Genomic DNA, 16,053 nt, shown 5'->3' on the forward strand with positions numbered 1-16,053 from the left:
TTTCTCGTCTCCCTTCGATTACAGCAAGCCTGCGAAGCTTACGCCCGCCGACTTCTGAATGTCATCTTCTCCGCCGCCACCTTGAACGGAACCGCCACGGCTGTTCTTCACAACCTGTACGTCAGTAGCCAGTGTCTGGATTTGCTCCGTCAACGGTGCCAATGCCTTAGCAATAGCGTCGGTCAAGGCATCAGGTTTCGCATCATTAGGTGTTTCAATACCAGCAGGCGGATCACCAGCATCCCCTTCTTGTTTCTTCAATTCACTAACCTGCGTCGACAGAGTTTCTACCTGCTTGGCGATTGGAGCCACGGCAGCCTGTACAGCCTTTGCAATATCTTCAGCTTTCAAATCGTCTTCCTCCTCGTTCCCCTCATCTTCTTCAGGGGCGGTTTTTGTTTTTAATTCGGTTAATGCAGCAATGGCATCATCAATGTGCTTCAGGTTGCCGGCAGAAATCTTCTTCCCTGCTTTAGCAATCTGTTCAGGTGGGCTACCGATTGCCTTCACAATATCCTCTTGAACGAGCACTTCCTGAGCGATATCCACAAAGTCCTGAAGGGCTTCGCGGATTAATTCAGGATCGCTCTCCATGCCGCTCTCCCAACTATCCCAACGAAAAAGAACCGCGTTTAAGGCATCCTGTGCAGCCCAAAATTCGCGGTTCTTACGGTTCTTATTGTATTTGTCAGCGACTGCGCCTTTCTCAATCAATCCCATTGCACCGAGCGCTTTAACGATTTTACCCAAGAGTCCTTTGGATACCTCCCCGTCTTCCTCGATCTCTTCCCGCTTACCGACACCCCACATCGAGAAGCCAGTAATCTCGCCTTTCTGAATATCATCCCAAGTGTCGTCATCCGTTACCTTTACCCCGGCCACCCAGGAGCCTTTAATAATAGTTTGTTCACCGATCTCCATGTCACAAGGAGCGATATAGGATTCGACTACATAGCCTTTGTCCGTATCCAGATCATGCTGCTTGTCGATGTTATAGGTATGCTGTTTCTCCATGAAGAGATGGGCGGCCTTCTCAATTTCTTCCGCATCCATCTGATCCCCATGAGCGTCAGCCACGTCCGGCTGATATACTACACCGATTACAACCTTCTTGGCATCGTCAACCTTCGCAATCTGTACTTGCTTCTGGATGGCATTTTTCCCGGCAGCTTTGATGATTGCAAATGGAACACCGTTGGCTCCTTTATCAACCAGCGAAATATGTGTAATCTTTGCATCTTTCAATTTAAAGGTCATATTCTCTTTCACCTCCCCTCACAATTAATTCAGTACCAACTGCATAGTACAGCGGCAATTTACAATTTCCTTTGCCTCCCCGGACGGATCCCCGGGATACATCAGTTTGCTATCACCGACTTTAAAAGGCTCATCGAGCGAGACCACCTGACCATTGGCCTTGCGATGGCTCTTACGGGTACGTGTACCGCCAGCAGCGCGCCATTTCTTCCCCTTAGCAATTTCGGATTTCTTCCAGCCCTCCAGCTTGCCGCCATTGGCCGCTGCGGTGCTCATGGTACGTGATACCCGCTGCGCACGCTGCATACTAAATGGGCCATCTTCCCCGCTGGCAGCCTGCGCGCTGACTTCCTGTACAAGCAAAGCCCGCTCTGAAGGTGTAGCTCCCTCCTCAATGGCTTTGCCGAAGCTACGCAGCAACACATCCGTAGAAGCTTTGTTCATGTCCGGTACCAGCTTCTTGAGCTTTTTGGAAAAACGGCCAGCAGCCTTGTTCCCTGTACTCCATACCTTTTCCTTGTCCAGTGCCATCAGTTCCGTTTCACCGGCCAAGTGAAACAGCGGTTCAAAAGCCTCCTGTATGGCTTGCTCGAACAGCTCCGCAAACACATCTGTAGTGTGCAAAGCAATAAGCACCTTACCCAGTTCCCCGATATCGCCCAGGGCATCCTCGCTTAGTTCTGAAATGGCATCATGAAGGGCTTGCCCCTGTAGCTCCAAAATCTCGGTTATGCGATCCTCGCCCTGCTTGTACAGTTCTTCCAGCACCTTACGCTCAACATAGCTCAGCTCAAGGCTATCCAGAAATTCATCGTCGTCAGCTTTGGCGATCAGCGCCCAACAGGACTCACACATGCAAAGCGGCCTCCTTGTCAGCCTGTTTTAACAAGCGTTTGGCAATTGTAGCGATACGATTTTGCATGTCGTCTGTGTCCGTGTCAGGCTCTGGCTCAAGCAATGCGGGCTGACTAGCTGCAAGCTGCGCAATCGGCGTATCCAGATATTCCTCGCTGAACTTGGTCTCATCAATCGTTGTGCCGAGTACATCCTCAGCAATCGGAATCAGATCCCGCACCAGCATAATGCCCCGGTCAGCGATAAAGTCCAACATAGCCTTGCGATCCGCAGGGTCTATGATCTTCGGTCCCCGCAAAACAGCCCGTACTCGGAATATATCCATAGCCGGGAACAGGCGTTTATTAAATATCTCTGCCATAATCCATTTGCGGTATGGCTCAAAAACCTGTTCTTCTGCAAAGCGTAGAGCTGCATCGGCGGTCGCTCTGTTGTAATCTGAGCTTTGACCGACCAAGATTGGAGGCAGCCGGAAGGCAGACAGAATATCGGATTTCTTTTCCTTTCCATACTCCAGAAAGAGCGCGTCTTGTTGTAACAGGTCATTGAGCTTGTCCAACTTGATTTGCACTTTTTCAACCTTTTCGTCCATCGGGCCGCCTGTCTCTTCCCCTTTGGCTTCAAGATACAAAATCCCGCCTTGAGAATCAGAACCCTTCACCTTTTTAAGTAGCTCCATTGACTGCTTTGTCAGCTTACCGTTGGTAACGGTTAGGAGCATGGACAGCATCCGTCCGTTGCTAAAGTAATTCACATTCAATTCCTCAGCTTCGCGGCTGCCGACCACGCCAGGCGCATTGCCGAACCAACGTGGCTCCCCATAGGGGCCGTCATGACCGATACGAAGCGGGATAATCTGATTTCCTTCCCTACCTTCCTCTGCCTCCGTACCAAATAGGCGAAACCATACGACGGAAGTATTACGTTTCATCGCATATCGCCGGGTGTAAAGCTCCTGTGAAAATTCTTCCACTTGTTTCGTAGAGCTGATTCGACGTTTGCGCTTGATAGTCGCCTTCGTACTTTCCTTGGTACAACGTACGTACTTGGGATTCATGCGAAAGATAGTCGGGAACTCCGACCCTACAGGCCAAGCTACCTCTACATGAGCCATTCCCGTACTTTCCAAGTCTTCGATCAACTGACTTATAATCTCGTCCGGTGTGTCTTCCAGATTGCAAGTTTCGAGAAACTTCTCCGCCTTGTTCCAATCATCCAGAGCGGTTTTGTCATTTTCACCCGGCAAATACTCCAGGGCAATACCATAACCAGCGATATTGCGTTTGTATGCCTCTATGCATTGCGGTATGATATTTGAGTTTTTGACCAGCAGCTTGCAGGAAGCAGGGTCATTGCCGAGTGCGAAGGGTAACAGACCGTGAAGATCGTACAGATCGTCAAATAAATCCGGCAATTGAGCACTGGACGGTATATGCCGTTCGTCGTCTGCTTTGCTGATCTGAAACCATTGTGCATTTCCTTCACTCATTGTTTAAATCCACCCCACTTCCTCGTTGTAATCATCACGGGACTCTGCCCGCTGCTGCTGTTTCTTCGCGTACCAGTCAAACCATCTACCAGCTACCTGCCGCAGTTGCAAAGCAATGGCATAGGCCATTATGCAGTCATCGTTACAACCCGAATCTGCCTCGGCCTTGCCGTTGTTGTCGATGAAAGTAAGACACTCCTTGTACAACTCCCGACAGTAGATCGGGTAAAGTTGATCCCGTATAGCTTCCTTGAAGTCGCTGACCATCACAGGCCGGGTTACCTTGTTCGTGTTCCACCCCATATCGCCCTTTTTGGCAAAGTAAAGAAGCGGATAATGACACGTATTAAACAACGTATTTAACACTGATTCACCTGTGTTATTGTTCTCCACGCCGAGCAAGGCCATGTTGTAATAACGCCCCAACGTGTCCAGCTTCTTACCGTAAAGGTCGGTATCCCACTTGCCGCGTAGCATGGCGCACATTTCCCCTGTACGTTCTTCCAAAACATATGCAGCGTCATAGTCACCGCCCGTCTTGCCCTTAGCTGTATCAGCACCAATGATGTACCGCTTGCCTTCTTCGGGCGCGACAAAAACGCGCAGCTCGCCTGAGTCTGCACGGATCACTTTCCCTTTTACTTGGTCAACCTCGTATCGCGCTCCCGGTTTGCCCAAAACTTCAAGCAAACTCTGAATGTACTCATTGTCGAATATGCCTTCGCCAGACAAAAGGAAAGCTTCTAACGGCTCGCCTGGGTATTCCTGCCGGAACACGCGCGGATCTCCGTTACAATCGTTTCGGATCGTAAACCGCCGCCATTGGAGCTGTTCGTCGTCCAAATTGTACTTAGCTTTTAGCTCCAATTCTTCGGGAGTAGGCTCAAAGTCCGGCGGTACCGGCTTACGATAGTCTGGCATTTGGAACCAAGCGAAGAACATGGGCGTAAAGTCGTTCTCACCCTCACATGCTGCATCCCACATCTGCTTAAAATCGTCCATGCCGTTGGCGGTAGATTCCACAACGCCCAATGTCCCCGGCTCTTTGGATAAAGCCGCAAAGACGGATAACATATGCTTCTTCTTTTTACTCGCTGGCCAGAAAGCCAACTCCGAAGCATGCAGATAATGAATCGTCTCCGAACGAGCAAGAACCCGGCTCTCCGCCGACTGAACAGTAATCTTGCTTTTAAGCCCCGGATTCAGGCGGTGCTCATAGGGTTTCACCGATGGATTTTCAAATGTGAACCGCTTCGTGTTGTTTCTCTTACTCATCGGCTTGATGATCTCTGGCACTTTCTCATAGTACAACCGGAACATATCGTACAAGTTACCGGATGCGTGTGAGTCCTGGGCTACGATGAAAGCATTTTTGGCTTCTTGGAGTGAAGTCAGATAGTAAATAACGGCTTCGGTGACAGTTGAAAATCCCATCTGCCGCGCCTTGAGAATAATGATTCGCACAGGCTTGCCTGCTCTGATCTGAACGAATACCTCATGCACGAATGTACGTTGGGCATCATTGAGCGTTAACGGCATTATGCGTCCGTCCTTGGTCTTGATCTTGAGCATTCGCCAGCAGAACTGTTCAAAGTCGGCCAGAACCTCTTTAAGCTCGGCCAGCTTTTCAGGGCGCTGCTTTAGCCGCCGTTTGGCTCGTTTTCGATGCTCCTTAGCAAGAGTAATTACCATTCGTCGTCATCCCCATCGTCATCATCATCGTTTTTGCCGCCTTCATCGCCTCCTGAACCCCCATATCCATGCGTCTTGAATTTCTCCAGCTCCAGCCGTTCACGGGCAATCTCCAGCTTTTCTTCCTCCTGCTGCAAGTTGGCAATAAGGTTAATAACCCGAAGCTTTTTATCACGGGTTTTGACCAATGCCTCTTCCTGTTTCAAAATCTTATCCAGCTTGGAAGTAGTGACGGTCGTAATTTCCGTGACCTTCATTCCTTCGGTTTCAACAGACAGATTGATTTGCTTACCTGTCTTCGGGCTAGTATAAGGAACCTTGTCCTTACGCTGGTGCAGCTCCTGCTTGATCTTCTTCTCCTCGTCGGTCAGGCCAGCTTCAAGCTGTTTGATCCGGCGCATGTGTCTCCGTTCTTGGATGGATAGCATAATAAGCTGCTCATTAAGCTGGGCCAAAGGGGAAGTATCAATCTGATCAAACAGCTCCTGCTCGTCTTCCTCCAAGGCATCCAGAAATATGGTTTCATACATGCCAGTCTTGAGCGCCTTCTTGTTTCGATAAGGCCCCCCGGGACCGCCGCGATTCCCTTTGGCGTTTTGGTTATCTGGGGGAGCACCGCCACGATTGCCGACAGCATTCTTGTTCCCCTTTGGCGCTCCCCTTGGATTAGGAGCGTTCCCTTTCGTTCCATTTGGAACGTTCCCATTGGACGAATCAAAAACGTTCCCTTTCAATTGGTCTTGCCAACGGTCCATAGACTTCCATTTGCGGACCCTGCTCTCAGGAATAGAAAGAGCGGCGGCGATGTCTTTTAGCTTCATCGTTCCGCCGCTCTCCAGCCACATCCGTTTTGCCTTGTCCCGCTCAGGACTTCGCTCTCTGGCCATGCTACACAACACCACCCCCAAGAAAAAAGGATGCCACATTAAGCAATTTTTTGCTTTCAGGGACATCCTCTTTATTTAATTCTTATAGCAACTAATTTCCAAGAGCCAAGGCATTAAAGCTCTCCGGGCCAATACGAACTACATCTGTTGGATCGCCTCCTGGAGTAATGTTTCTTACAAAGACTGTATACACTACAAAGCCTGTACCTATTGGTACGTTATAATCCGAAGCAGCAAATGAATATTCTTGAGGGGTATTCTCAGTTCCATTAAGTACAAGAGTTTTAATACCATCAAAAACCACTGGATCTGTAGAGTTGGTTCCCCTAACAATACGAATCTCTATAGTATTTATAACAACATCAGGCGCGAGACTTAGTCTGAATGTAATCATCCCATCAAATTGGACACGTATTGGGAAGCTTGCGTTCGCTTGGCTAATATCTAAGCCCACCTGTCCGAATAATTGAAAACTGGATGATGTAGGAACATTTATGCTGTTAGTAGTACTTGCATTTTGAGATGTCCTTCCATCTAATGTTCGACTGTATAGAGCCATTTAGCTGCCCTCTCCCTTCTAATAAACTAGCAGTAGCTAATTCATTTTATGAGAGGCTTCGCTTAAAAGAAGCGGCTAAAAGCAGAAAGATGCTAGAGCTCGTCCTTCTGAAGCTTAATATCCAATTCAATGAGACGGTCCAAGTCCTGCACCGTCTGCATTTTTATATTTCCAGCCTGTAGGTCTTTGACCCACTGGGCTATGCCAGCCTTAACAATCTTCCGGTATTGCGCCTTGGATTCGAGGATTCCCTCGATGATCTCTATTTCTCGCTGTAGTAATGCATCTTGTTGTTCGTTGTCTGTTCCCATTGTCGTATCCCTCGGCTTCCGTTATTATGGAATGCGAGATAGCGGATGTCTGCAAAATGCCACGCGTGGCGGGCCGCTATCTCAGCCGGGGGATACCCTGGTCAGGATAGGGGGACGTTAGCGCGTCCTCCTTTTTCCTATGCTTCGGGCTCCAATCGATGCAACAGGACTGGCTCAATACCGGTGCTCTCAAGGAAACGTTTCTTAATAACATCGCAGAAGATCGGGTCCAGTTCCAACGTCCGGCATGTCCGGTCCATCTGCTCACATGTCATAAGCGTGGAGCCGCTGCCGCCAAAGAAATCGACAACCACGTCACCACGCTGGCTGCTATTCTTAATTGGAATAGCCAGCAGGTCAAGGGGCTTCTGAGTAGGATGAACGTACTTATTCACATCACCCCGTGAAACTTCCCATACTGTCTCAGGCAGTGGTTCCTCAACAGGAAGACCAGCCTTCCATACCGTTGTCTGTGTCCGATCACCGTACCAGGCTGGGGCCTTCCCCTTCAGGTGAGCATAAAAGACAGGCTCATGCTTGAAGCGATATTGCGCCCACCCAAAGGAAGCGGCATTCTTTACCCAAATACATTGAGTACGGCTCACAATACCGGCGGCATTCATAGCATCCTCAAAATCGCGCTGGTAGGAAGATGGATGAAATACATAGATTGCTGCTGTAGGGTGCATGATTAAAGCGTAATTGGCAAAAACGGCATACAAAAAGCCCGCGAAATCCTCGGCGGGCATATTGTCATTCATGATGGAACTGCGGCCATCTGCGGCCAGGCGCACTGAATCACTCTCAACAGCCACATTATAAGGTGGGTCCGTCACCACCAGCGCTGCCTTGGCTCCGTCTATTAGAAGTGCTACATCATCAGGATTGGTCGCATCTCCACACACTAATCGATGCCGACCAAGCTGCCATACATCACCGCGCCTGGTCTCCGGCTCCTTGATTTCGTCCAAGGCACGCTGAACGTCGAAATCGTCGTCGGTAACAGGAAGGTCCACAGCTTCATCGGTCGGCACAGCAAACTCTGCCGCCAGGTCCTCGAACTCTTCCAAATCGAAGCCAGACAGAGATATATCTGCTCCGTTCACCTGCAGATCATCAAGCAATCGATAAAGGGCTTCATCATCCCACTGGCCGGACACCTTGTTAAGCGCCAGATTCAAAAGTCGCTCCTGCTGATCGTCCAGGTCGACGACCGACACGGCCAACTCCTTATGCTCCAGCTCGTTGGTCATTATTTTATAACGTTGATGACCGCCCACCATGTTCCCAGTACGTTCGTTCCAGATGATCGGATCGATGTAACCGAATGTTTCAATGGACTGCTTTAGCTTTTCGTATTCAGCGTCGCCAGGTTTCAGATCGATGCGAGGGTTGTATACTGCTGCGTTGATTTGTTCGATTGGTAGGACTCTGATTTCCACTTGTGAATGCTCCTCTCTTAATATTTTTAATTGCTCCGCAACCAGATGCCCCGACGCACCGATTCTTAGTGTGTAACCATAAAGGAGGGAAACACATGCTAACGATACTGCTGAGCGTAACAATACCTGCTATCTGCAAAACGCTATTTGCTTACTACATCTATAAAGCTGCTGCTGTAGTACAAGCCAACAACTTGAGATAAAACTAAAGGGCAGACCATGATGGTTTGCCCTGTATTTGTGTTGAGTTGGTTTCCGCTATTCGAGTGGGTGGCTGATAGGCTGTCAGGATGCATGTATGCCCTCTCTCTGCTCTCTGCTGCACTCCTTCCGGCATTCGTCTGAGTAAAAGGAAGCAGGCTCAGAATAGCTCACCTTCTGTCGTATGGGGGCAAAAGAAAAAGCACCACAATGGGTGCCTTATTGATACCTTTTTAGTAACTCATCAACCGAATGGCGCAACATCGTTAACTCCTGATGCTCTGAATCTGACTCTTGTTGGAACTTGACTTTTTTTCTCTGTAAATGGATCAATTCTTCTTCTGCTTTTTTAAAATTTTCCTCCATTTTATTTTGAAGATTCGTTCCTCCTGCAGACTGAGCAAGCATTTTAGAATGAGATACGACATCCCTGTACACTTGTAATCTAACTTCTTCTTTAGACATGTCATCCAACTGACTTTGACGCTGACTTGCCTTCTCGTCCAACTCTTTTTTCAGCTCCAACAGATGAGTTTCATACGGGTGTTTTTCTTCATTCATTTAATCCTCTCCCTTCAACATTACAATTCAACATTCAGGAAGGTTTATCCTTTTTCACACATACTGTACGGGAACAAAACTGTTTAACTCCATCCCACCTACCCCAAACGCAACCTTTGCACTTCTTCGGCTGTTTTGGTGGGCCTTTCAACGGGAGCAAAATTCCTTTCTTCTGCTTCTTCTTCAAGACTAAAATCCTTTCAAAAGGCAATAAAAAAAGCCACCCAAATGAGTGACTTGTATCTGCCTATGTATTTACAGCACCAAAGCAACACAGGCGCTTATTTAAAACCCGAAAAAAGAAACAGCGATAACACCTATTCCCGCAAGCGGGATGCAAAACGCTACGCTGTTGCATAAAAGCATTTGTACTTAGTAACTAGAGAGGAAGAACAAGACCATTTTACTGATTGCCAGAAATAGACGTCAAATGAGTCAAACAGAGAATACACTCAGAAATTGATCTCAGTTTACTCATTCTTTGTATTCCTCGCTTTCTCGCTTCTACCCTGCTTTCTTAGTTGCAGAATTCCTTTGTTTGACCTGCAGAATCATTTCAATAAGCTGTTCCCTGTTAATCAAGCGAACGTTATTGGACCTTGCCAGTCTATAGGCTTGCACTGTGTAATCGCTATTTGTCACGACCCATGCCGAAGATGCGCGGTAATGAGCTACCGCACCGTAAACCTCCTGAACCGCTTTAAGTCCAACATTTTTACTGTACCGTTTCGCCTGAACCACGATTCGCTGACCGTTTTTTGTAAGAACCAGATCGGCACCATAATCTCCAGAAGCTTGTGTAACCTCAGCTTTGTATCCTTGAGCTCTGAACAAATGTCCTAAATACTTCTCGAATTGATGGCCATCCATTTTATCAATTTCAGCAATTCCAGAGTTACGCAGTCTTGTTGCAGCAGCCATTTGACGATAGATAATAAATGCTATAACTATTCCTACTGCCAAAAAAGATACAAAAACAGAGGCACCGATTGAACCCGTAACTGAATAGATAAAGAAGAACGGTGCTATTAGCGCAATCCCTGCAATAGCCTCCTCAATAGAACTTTTCTGCTTTCTTTTCTGTCTTCTAGCCATTAATAATTCCCCCTTATTCTGTATATATCGACAATAAAGAGATTGGAATTAATAGGTTAGAGGAAAGCACGCTGCGGAATTGAACCGCGCAAGGGTTCTGACCAGGCTGTTCATGTTTCCGCTGGTTAACTGGTACCTTGCCGCCTGCGCGTGCCGTAAAGCCCCGGAATTATCCGGGGAACAATGTTGGGTCATGCTTAATTATTTGAGGGCCAGAGCTGCTGCCTTTACGTGAGCTGGGATGGCAAATCCGTCCTTTTCCGTCAGGCTGCCATCAGCATGCACGGTTACTGCGAGTTGCTCGTACTCGTCGCCACTTGCTGGGATAACCGGATGACCGTATGCATGTTGGCCTTCAAATTTAATGGCGGTACCGTACTCGCTCTTGGTCTCTGCTGCTTCCTGCGTGCTTTCGATGTGCAAGATTCTAAACCGATCCAAATATGCGTACCCACCGTTTCTTACTGCGCTTGCTTCTGTAGACATGATTAATTCCTCCGAATATGGTTATTAGGAAAATGGGCAACAAAAAAGGACCGGCGCATTCGCCAGCCCTTTGTCTGTTCCCTTCATTTCCACGCTCTCATAGTAACATGGAAAAATGGTCATGTGGGGTTCAACATGGTCTCAAGATTAGGTCATCTTAGGTTCACGTTCGGGTCAAAAAAACTTTCCTCTCTCTGCCGCATAAGATGAGATCAGATAATATTCCCAGAATTTCATTCGCTCATTTGTACATAATAATTGAGCAAAAAAAAAGGAGGATGATGGCTAATGGGTAATGGATTGGATCATGGATATGGGGTATTAAAATGTAAACTGTCTAAAGAAAAAAATATGTATCAACCAGGATCGCAAAATAATCACGTCGAGGTATTGGTAGAAGATGGTTCGAATAACAAGTATAGATTGGCTATCAACATTCAATCGAGTGTTAGACCAAGACATTTACCAGCGAACACGGCAAATCAAGTGCTCTATTATGTCGGGGAAGACTTCAAGTCGGAGGAGATCACACATCTGCCTAACCTTGAGCTTGGTTTCACAGAGATAACTAACGATAATCGACATATCGCACTTGATTATATTCGAGGGAATTTGGTAATCCCTAATAGGATGGTTTTTTTACCCAAAACAGACCCCGCGAATAAACCAGACAACAATCCAGACAACGATCTTTATGACAAAGTAACTTCTTACATTGAAGAAGCGATGCAGAAAAACGCTACTCTTTATGCATTCGGGGAACCGTGGGGACCGGAAAGAAACAAACCAGATAAATATTTTCATTTTGAACCTGGACGTGGAGTTCATAATATTCATATGAATCAAGGTAATGCAGGTGGGCATGCTAGAGAGAACAGTCCTTGGCAAGACGGTGGGGTATTAATTCATTTCGAGAATGAAAACAGATGGGTGGCTATTTTCTTGGCATTTCAATCCCAATCTTGGTGTACTGACGACAATGATGGAGATGCAACAAAGCCAGTAAGAGAATGTGATCATATTAGTTGTGAAGCGAATGAAGGAAAAACAGAAGTGCCGTGCTAAAATTTCATTGGATTAGTTAATACAAAGCGGCAACCTAGAGAACAATACTCTTAGGTTGCCGCTTTGTTTTATCTCAGAATTCTGCATCATCTTGCTCGAAAAATCCGATAAGCTTCAATGTATTGGCGACACTTTCAATACCCTCATCGATCTTGCGTTTGATGGTGCTGTCGCTGAGGGATCGCCGGAAGAATAAGATCGTTTCTTTACGTGAATACCCTTGAATGTATCTGTACTCAACCGCTTTACGGGCGTCATCATCCTTAATCAAACTGTGCGCCCGGCGAAGCTGCCTCGTATAAAAGTTATACCTGCTGTAGACCCAACGCTGCTTTTCGATCAGAATCGTGGCATTTACTGTCTTGTCTGCATGCAAATCAGTCTGATCGATGCGGCGAGCTGCTTCGCCATCAATACCTACTTGCTGAAGGTCCTGCTCAAACTGCTCAAAGTCTTGCATAAGTGCAACCATATCTGTATATTTTTCGAGCAGGAACTTTGTCCGCTGGATCTCCTGTTTAGTTGCTTTTGCGAAGAGCTCCCCTTGCTCCCATACCATTGCCATTCCCCTCATTCCCCTTTGTCATATGATATAATGCCAAGAGGAATGATTTGTTGTTATCGACCCCCGCGAGCCCGGCCAAGGAATGCGGGGGCTTTAATATGTTTATGACTGCTCCGATAATGTAATAAAGGAGCTGATTTAGGTGTATAAACATTCCGTACAGAACATTCTTATGAGAAGCAAAATATATGATTATTGTTTCAAAACGCTTTCCCTTAGAAATACAATTTTCAGTACTTCAGCAAGGTATTTCGAGATTATATCTTTAGTGTCTATTACTACTTCTTTAATAATGTATATATACGGAGCTACGAAAAGCTTTATTTCCGATGAAGAAATACCATCGTACATTCCAATAATTTTAATTTCTTCTTTCTTTTTAGGTCTAGGCAGTCATCAAATTTCTGTTCTTCTGTCACGAAGGTTTTTAAAGAAAAACTATCCAGAATATAAACCATTGATGAATAATAAACTTTTCAGATACAACGGAGAAGTATTATTCGCTATTAGATGTGACAAACTCTACTTATTTCTAAAAAACAATAAGTTCCATAGTAAAGACTTAGATTCTTTAATTCATTATTATACTGATTATGGTGATTCAATTAAAAAAAGACGGTGGACGCCTATAGCCATCTTCACCACTTTAGCATTCCCTATCTGGAATGCGACAGTGAGTAAGTTTTTTTATAGCGACGAAATAATTTTCATATTTATAATTCCATTATCAATTCTCTTATTAGTACTGTTAATATGGAACACACGTAACATGATTGAGCAATTATTTTTCACTAAAGAGACCAACAACTTGGAAATAGCCAAAATTCTTAAGACAATTAAAAGTTTCCCCGAATTCTAATATTAGAAAATGCACATTAAGGCATTCGTCTTGGTGTGCTTTTTTCAGATTTCCTTACAGAATGTCATTGCCTCCTGAACTAGCGCCTTTGCATAATCGACGTTGGGCGTTTCCCGGCAGAGTGCCGAATAAATATCCTGTAAATGAAGCAGTACACGCTCCACCGTCCCGGCCTGCTGACGATCCGCTGCTTCTAGATCAGCACCGAGCAACCGAAGGGATTCGTCCAGCTCCACACGTATATCCTTCAACCGTTCTATCGCCGCGTTAACATTTGCCAAGGTTCACACCTCCAGAGGGGCCAAAGCCCCTAAAATAATGAAAGTTGTCCAATTTGTCCGGCAGCAACTGGGTTGATCCAAAGAACTTCTGTCCGGATCCGCCCAGCCTCTGCTTTTACCGTTTTTGTTTCTCGTTTCCAACCGCTTAAAGCTTCCTTATACATAGGATGATCGTATCCACTAAGCAAGACCGGTCCCGGATGCTCCAGCAATGTTTTTAGAAGCACCACATGATCCGCATCATTCATCTCGCATTTATACATCCGCTTGCTTCGGGTTGAAAGTAGATAAGGCGGATCAGCATAAACAAGGACTTCGGGACGTTTGTAACGCTCCAGCAGCTTAACGGCAGGCTGACACTCGATTTGAACATTCCTCAGCCTGTCAGTAACCTGCATGATCTTGTCCGGTAACAGTTGCCAATCCCGAGCAGGATGTGGCGCGTTCAAATCTATGATGTGGCGCCATCCGGTCCGGTCACTGGTCTTTCCTCCTCGTGCCATCCAACAGCGAACTAAAAAGCGTCTTGCACGTTCAACGTTACTACCTTCGTTTTCATAACCTTTGTAATACTCAGCTCTAGCGTATGGAGTCCAATGAATAAGTCTGGCCAGTTCTTCCGGCTGGTCCCGAATAATCTGAAAAAGATTGGACACTTCCCCATCCAGGTCATTCACCGTTTCAAGTGAAGACCTTCCTTTATTAAAAAGCACAGCTCCGCTTCCGAAAAACGGCTCCAGGTACGTTGTGTGCGGTGGCATATTACTGATAATCCAATCAGCCATGCTCCATTTGCTGCCGGGATAGTGCAATATGCGTGGTGCTTTCAAAATGTCTCTCCTCCTTCCTCCGTGATATGTGGTTCATTCGACCTTATCAAACATGGTTCGACTCCATGATTCTTATAATATGAATCTATCTATCTACCATATAGGGATCTCAAATTGAAAGGAGAGAACCCTATATGGTTAATGAAGTGTTAAAGTGTCAAATTGCTGTGTATTCATTCCTCAATCGACACCGTTTTTTTAAGATGATTTGGGACAACCAAGTCGCAATCGTATCCGTACTCCCTGCAATCATTTCAAAATTCACGATGTAAGCCCGTTTGGGCTTATTACATAAATCAGAGCTTGTGATCCGTAGTACTACATTGAGAAAGCAAGTTGTCCTTGCTCCTGCTCTGCATACCGCTCTAATGTCAAGCTGTTACCCGATCCTGTGCAAAGCTCCGGCAGATTCGCCCGGACAAGTGCCTCTGCAAATGGAGGCGGTACGGCATTGCCGCAGCGTGCTACCTGGGCAGACTTGGAATACTTCTTTCCGTCCGCGTCCACGTCGATCACGTAGTTGCTCGGGAATCCCTGAGCTGCAAACAGTTCATGCGGCTCCAGCATACGCATGCCAATGTCCACTATTTGATAATCAACCCCGTGGATCGTAACCAGTCCGAACCTGTCTTTAGTAGTTATGGTGTGCAGTGGTCCGTCCATTGTCTGACCGTTATCGGCGGAACCATAATACTTGAGAAGGAAGGCCCTTACCTCACCGAAGTGATTCCCGCCTGCTGTTATGGTTTGAATCGGTTCCTCTACCGGCTACCCGATGTTCGTTCCTTTCATCTTCACTAAATGGCTGGTGACAAGTGCATTGTGGTCCACCGTCGTCACTGTAGAAAGTGGATCATCCAAGTCATTGCCGGGGCCAGTGTATCCCCCGCCGTAGTGCTTGGCGAGAAAAGCAGCAACCAGCGCATGTTTACGTCCGCCGGCTACGACAGTCCCTAACGGTTTTTGCAAACCAGGTACGCGGGGCGCTTGCCCCGGCCCTTCGCCGTATCCAATCTCAATCAACGTTGGGCTTACCACCATATGGTGACCACCTGTTGTGACAGTCCGTAGGGGTTCCGTAGGCGGACTACCTGGGTGACCTGTAGTATTTACGCCAAGTACAGGCGTAACAAGTAAGTGCTCAGCCTTTGTCGTGACCGTTGTAAGCGGGTCTGTCACCTGATATTGCAGCCGATCCCTGCCGAAGCCCGTCTGACCAATGCGGGCGATGTATGGTGTGACTAGCCCCCAGCCGTTTTTAGCTGTGATGGTCTTTAGCGGCTCATGAACGGAATCGCAATAATGATGATTGCTACCTGCGAAATTGACGCGCATGACAAACGGCTGCGGGTTGTCGATCACAAATTTCTGTATTCCTCGGGCTATCCGGCGCTGAGTATTTTCAGCCAGCGGCTTTTTGCGCTCAAAGATGCTCGGACAAGGCCGGAACCAGTCTATAATTTCCGCCGCCGTCCGCCATGGCTTACGCTTACCAGCCTTGACCTCCGGGCTCTCCGGTGCTCCGTGGGTTGGGTCGGGCCAGACGATAGGACGACCATCGCGGCGAGCTATAAGAAACAGACGCTTGCGGATGGTAGGCGCCCCGTAATCGCAGGCC

General features: G+C 47.0%; 16 protein-coding genes and 1 pseudogene. 1 reads left to right on the top strand and 16 read right to left on the bottom strand.

What is annotated here, in order from left to right; genetic code table 11:
- Window positions 1-18: 18 nt before the first annotated feature.
- The 11 genes from L696_RS0104680 to L696_RS0104735 form a co-directional block, all read right to left on the bottom strand.
- Window positions 19-1,257, bottom strand: a complete 1,239-nt coding sequence (locus tag L696_RS0104680; protein WP_025682609.1) for an XkdF-like putative serine protease domain-containing protein — start codon at window positions 1,255-1,257, stop codon at window positions 19-21.
- Window positions 1,258-1,281: 24 nt separating this feature from the next.
- Window positions 1,282-2,112: a phage minor head protein gene (locus L696_RS0104685; protein WP_025682610.1), complete on the bottom strand. Its 831-nt coding sequence runs from the start codon at window positions 2,110-2,112 to the stop codon at window positions 1,282-1,284.
- On the bottom strand, window positions 2,105-3,601 hold the full coding sequence (locus tag L696_RS0104690; RefSeq protein ID WP_025682611.1) for a phage portal protein: 1,497 nt from the start codon (window positions 3,599-3,601) through the stop codon (window positions 2,105-2,107). Before L696_RS0104690 ends, L696_RS0104685 begins: the two co-directional genes overlap by 8 nt.
- Window positions 3,602-3,604: 3 nt before the next feature.
- Window positions 3,605-5,293, bottom strand: a complete 1,689-nt coding sequence (locus tag L696_RS0104695) for a terminase large subunit (protein WP_025682612.1) — start codon at window positions 5,291-5,293, stop codon at window positions 3,605-3,607.
- Window positions 5,287-6,180 (bottom strand): phage terminase small subunit-related protein, encoded by an 894-nt coding sequence (locus L696_RS0104700; RefSeq protein WP_025682613.1) that lies wholly within the window; start codon window positions 6,178-6,180, stop codon window positions 5,287-5,289. The genes L696_RS0104695 and L696_RS0104700 overlap by 7 nt, the downstream gene beginning before the upstream one ends.
- 91 nt (window positions 6,181-6,271) lie before the next feature.
- Entirely contained in the window at window positions 6,272-6,739 is a 468-nt protein-coding gene (locus L696_RS0104705) for a hypothetical protein (protein ID WP_025682614.1), read from the bottom strand.
- A gap of 92 nt (window positions 6,740-6,831) precedes the next feature.
- Window positions 6,832-7,050, bottom strand: coding sequence for a hypothetical protein (locus L696_RS0104710; protein ID WP_025682615.1), 219 nt, complete (start codon window positions 7,048-7,050; stop codon window positions 6,832-6,834).
- A 137-nt stretch (window positions 7,051-7,187) separates the two neighbouring features.
- A complete protein-coding gene (locus L696_RS0104715; protein WP_025682616.1) occupies window positions 7,188-8,492 on the bottom strand; it encodes a site-specific DNA-methyltransferase in 1,305 nt (434 codons plus the stop codon).
- Window positions 8,493-8,912: 420 nt separating this feature from the next.
- Window positions 8,913-9,254, bottom strand: a complete 342-nt coding sequence (locus tag L696_RS0104725; RefSeq protein ID WP_025682617.1) for a hypothetical protein — start codon at window positions 9,252-9,254, stop codon at window positions 8,913-8,915.
- Window positions 9,255-9,758: 504 nt separating this feature from the next.
- Window positions 9,759-10,349, bottom strand: coding sequence for a restriction endonuclease (locus tag L696_RS0104730; protein WP_025682618.1), 591 nt, complete (start codon window positions 10,347-10,349; stop codon window positions 9,759-9,761).
- A gap of 201 nt (window positions 10,350-10,550) precedes the next feature.
- Entirely contained in the window at window positions 10,551-10,835 is a 285-nt protein-coding gene (locus L696_RS0104735; protein ID WP_025682619.1) for a hypothetical protein, read from the bottom strand.
- 288 nt (window positions 10,836-11,123) lie between these two features.
- Between L696_RS0104735 and L696_RS0104740 the strand changes: the two genes are divergently transcribed.
- A complete protein-coding gene (locus L696_RS0104740; RefSeq protein WP_049827274.1) occupies window positions 11,124-11,900 on the top strand; it encodes a YukJ family protein in 777 nt (258 codons plus the stop codon).
- A gap of 73 nt (window positions 11,901-11,973) precedes the next feature.
- Here L696_RS0104740 and L696_RS0104745 read toward each other — a convergent pair whose 3' ends face one another.
- From L696_RS0104745 to L696_RS31770, 5 genes and pseudogenes are all read right to left on the bottom strand, one after another.
- Complete coding sequence (locus tag L696_RS0104745) at window positions 11,974-12,465, bottom strand: hypothetical protein (protein WP_025682621.1); 492 nt, start codon at window positions 12,463-12,465, stop codon at window positions 11,974-11,976.
- 903 nt (window positions 12,466-13,368) lie between these two features.
- Entirely contained in the window at window positions 13,369-13,605 is a 237-nt protein-coding gene (locus L696_RS0104755; RefSeq protein WP_025682623.1) for a hypothetical protein, read from the bottom strand.
- Window positions 13,606-13,634: 29 nt separating this feature from the next.
- A complete protein-coding gene (locus L696_RS0104760; protein WP_025682624.1) occupies window positions 13,635-14,435 on the bottom strand; it encodes a DNA adenine methylase in 801 nt (266 codons plus the stop codon).
- A 318-nt stretch (window positions 14,436-14,753) separates the two neighbouring features.
- Window positions 14,754-15,098 carry a DNA cytosine methyltransferase gene (locus L696_RS32625; protein WP_425339300.1) on the bottom strand — a complete coding sequence of 115 codons (345 nt, stop codon included), beginning with the start codon at window positions 15,096-15,098 and terminating at the stop codon, window positions 14,754-14,756.
- 105 nt (window positions 15,099-15,203) lie between these two features.
- A pseudogene (locus L696_RS31770) lies at window positions 15,204-16,053 on the bottom strand (DNA cytosine methyltransferase); the annotation flags it as partial.

This window comes from Paenibacillus maysiensis, assembly GCF_000520815.1.
In the GTDB taxonomy this organism is placed as follows: domain Bacteria; phylum Bacillota; class Bacilli; order Paenibacillales; family Paenibacillaceae; genus Paenibacillus; species Paenibacillus maysiensis.

Excerpts from the sequence above, each read along its gene's own strand:
- L696_RS0104745 (WP_025682621.1), bottom strand. The coding sequence starts at position 12,465 with ATGGCAATGGTATGGGAGCAAGGGGAGCTCTTCGCAAAAGCAACTAAA.
- L696_RS0104740 (WP_049827274.1), top strand. The coding sequence starts at position 11,124 with ATGGGTAATGGATTGGATCATGGATATGGGGTATTAAAATGTAAACTG.
- L696_RS0104705 (WP_025682614.1), bottom strand. The coding sequence starts at position 6,739 with ATGGCTCTATACAGTCGAACATTAGATGGAAGGACATCTCAAAATGCA.
- L696_RS0104730 (WP_025682618.1), bottom strand. The coding sequence starts at position 10,349 with ATGGCTAGAAGACAGAAAAGAAAGCAGAAAAGTTCTATTGAGGAGGCT.
- L696_RS0104700 (WP_025682613.1), bottom strand. The coding sequence starts at position 6,180 with ATGGCCAGAGAGCGAAGTCCTGAGCGGGACAAGGCAAAACGGATGTGG.
- L696_RS0104685 (WP_025682610.1), bottom strand. The coding sequence starts at position 2,112 with ATGTGTGAGTCCTGTTGGGCGCTGATCGCCAAAGCTGACGACGATGAA.
- L696_RS0104725 (WP_025682617.1), bottom strand. The coding sequence starts at position 9,254 with ATGAATGAAGAAAAACACCCGTATGAAACTCATCTGTTGGAGCTGAAA.
- L696_RS0104690 (WP_025682611.1), bottom strand. The coding sequence starts at position 3,601 with ATGAGTGAAGGAAATGCACAATGGTTTCAGATCAGCAAAGCAGACGAC.
- L696_RS0104735 (WP_025682619.1), bottom strand. The coding sequence starts at position 10,835 with ATGTCTACAGAAGCAAGCGCAGTAAGAAACGGTGGGTACGCATATTTG.
- L696_RS32625 (WP_425339300.1), bottom strand. The coding sequence starts at position 15,098 with ATGGACGGACCACTGCACACCATAACTACTAAAGACAGGTTCGGACTG.
- L696_RS0104710 (WP_025682615.1), bottom strand. The coding sequence starts at position 7,050 with ATGGGAACAGACAACGAACAACAAGATGCATTACTACAGCGAGAAATA.
- L696_RS0104680 (WP_025682609.1), bottom strand. The coding sequence starts at position 1,257 with ATGACCTTTAAATTGAAAGATGCAAAGATTACACATATTTCGCTGGTT.
- L696_RS0104695 (WP_025682612.1), bottom strand. The coding sequence starts at position 5,293 with ATGGTAATTACTCTTGCTAAGGAGCATCGAAAACGAGCCAAACGGCGG.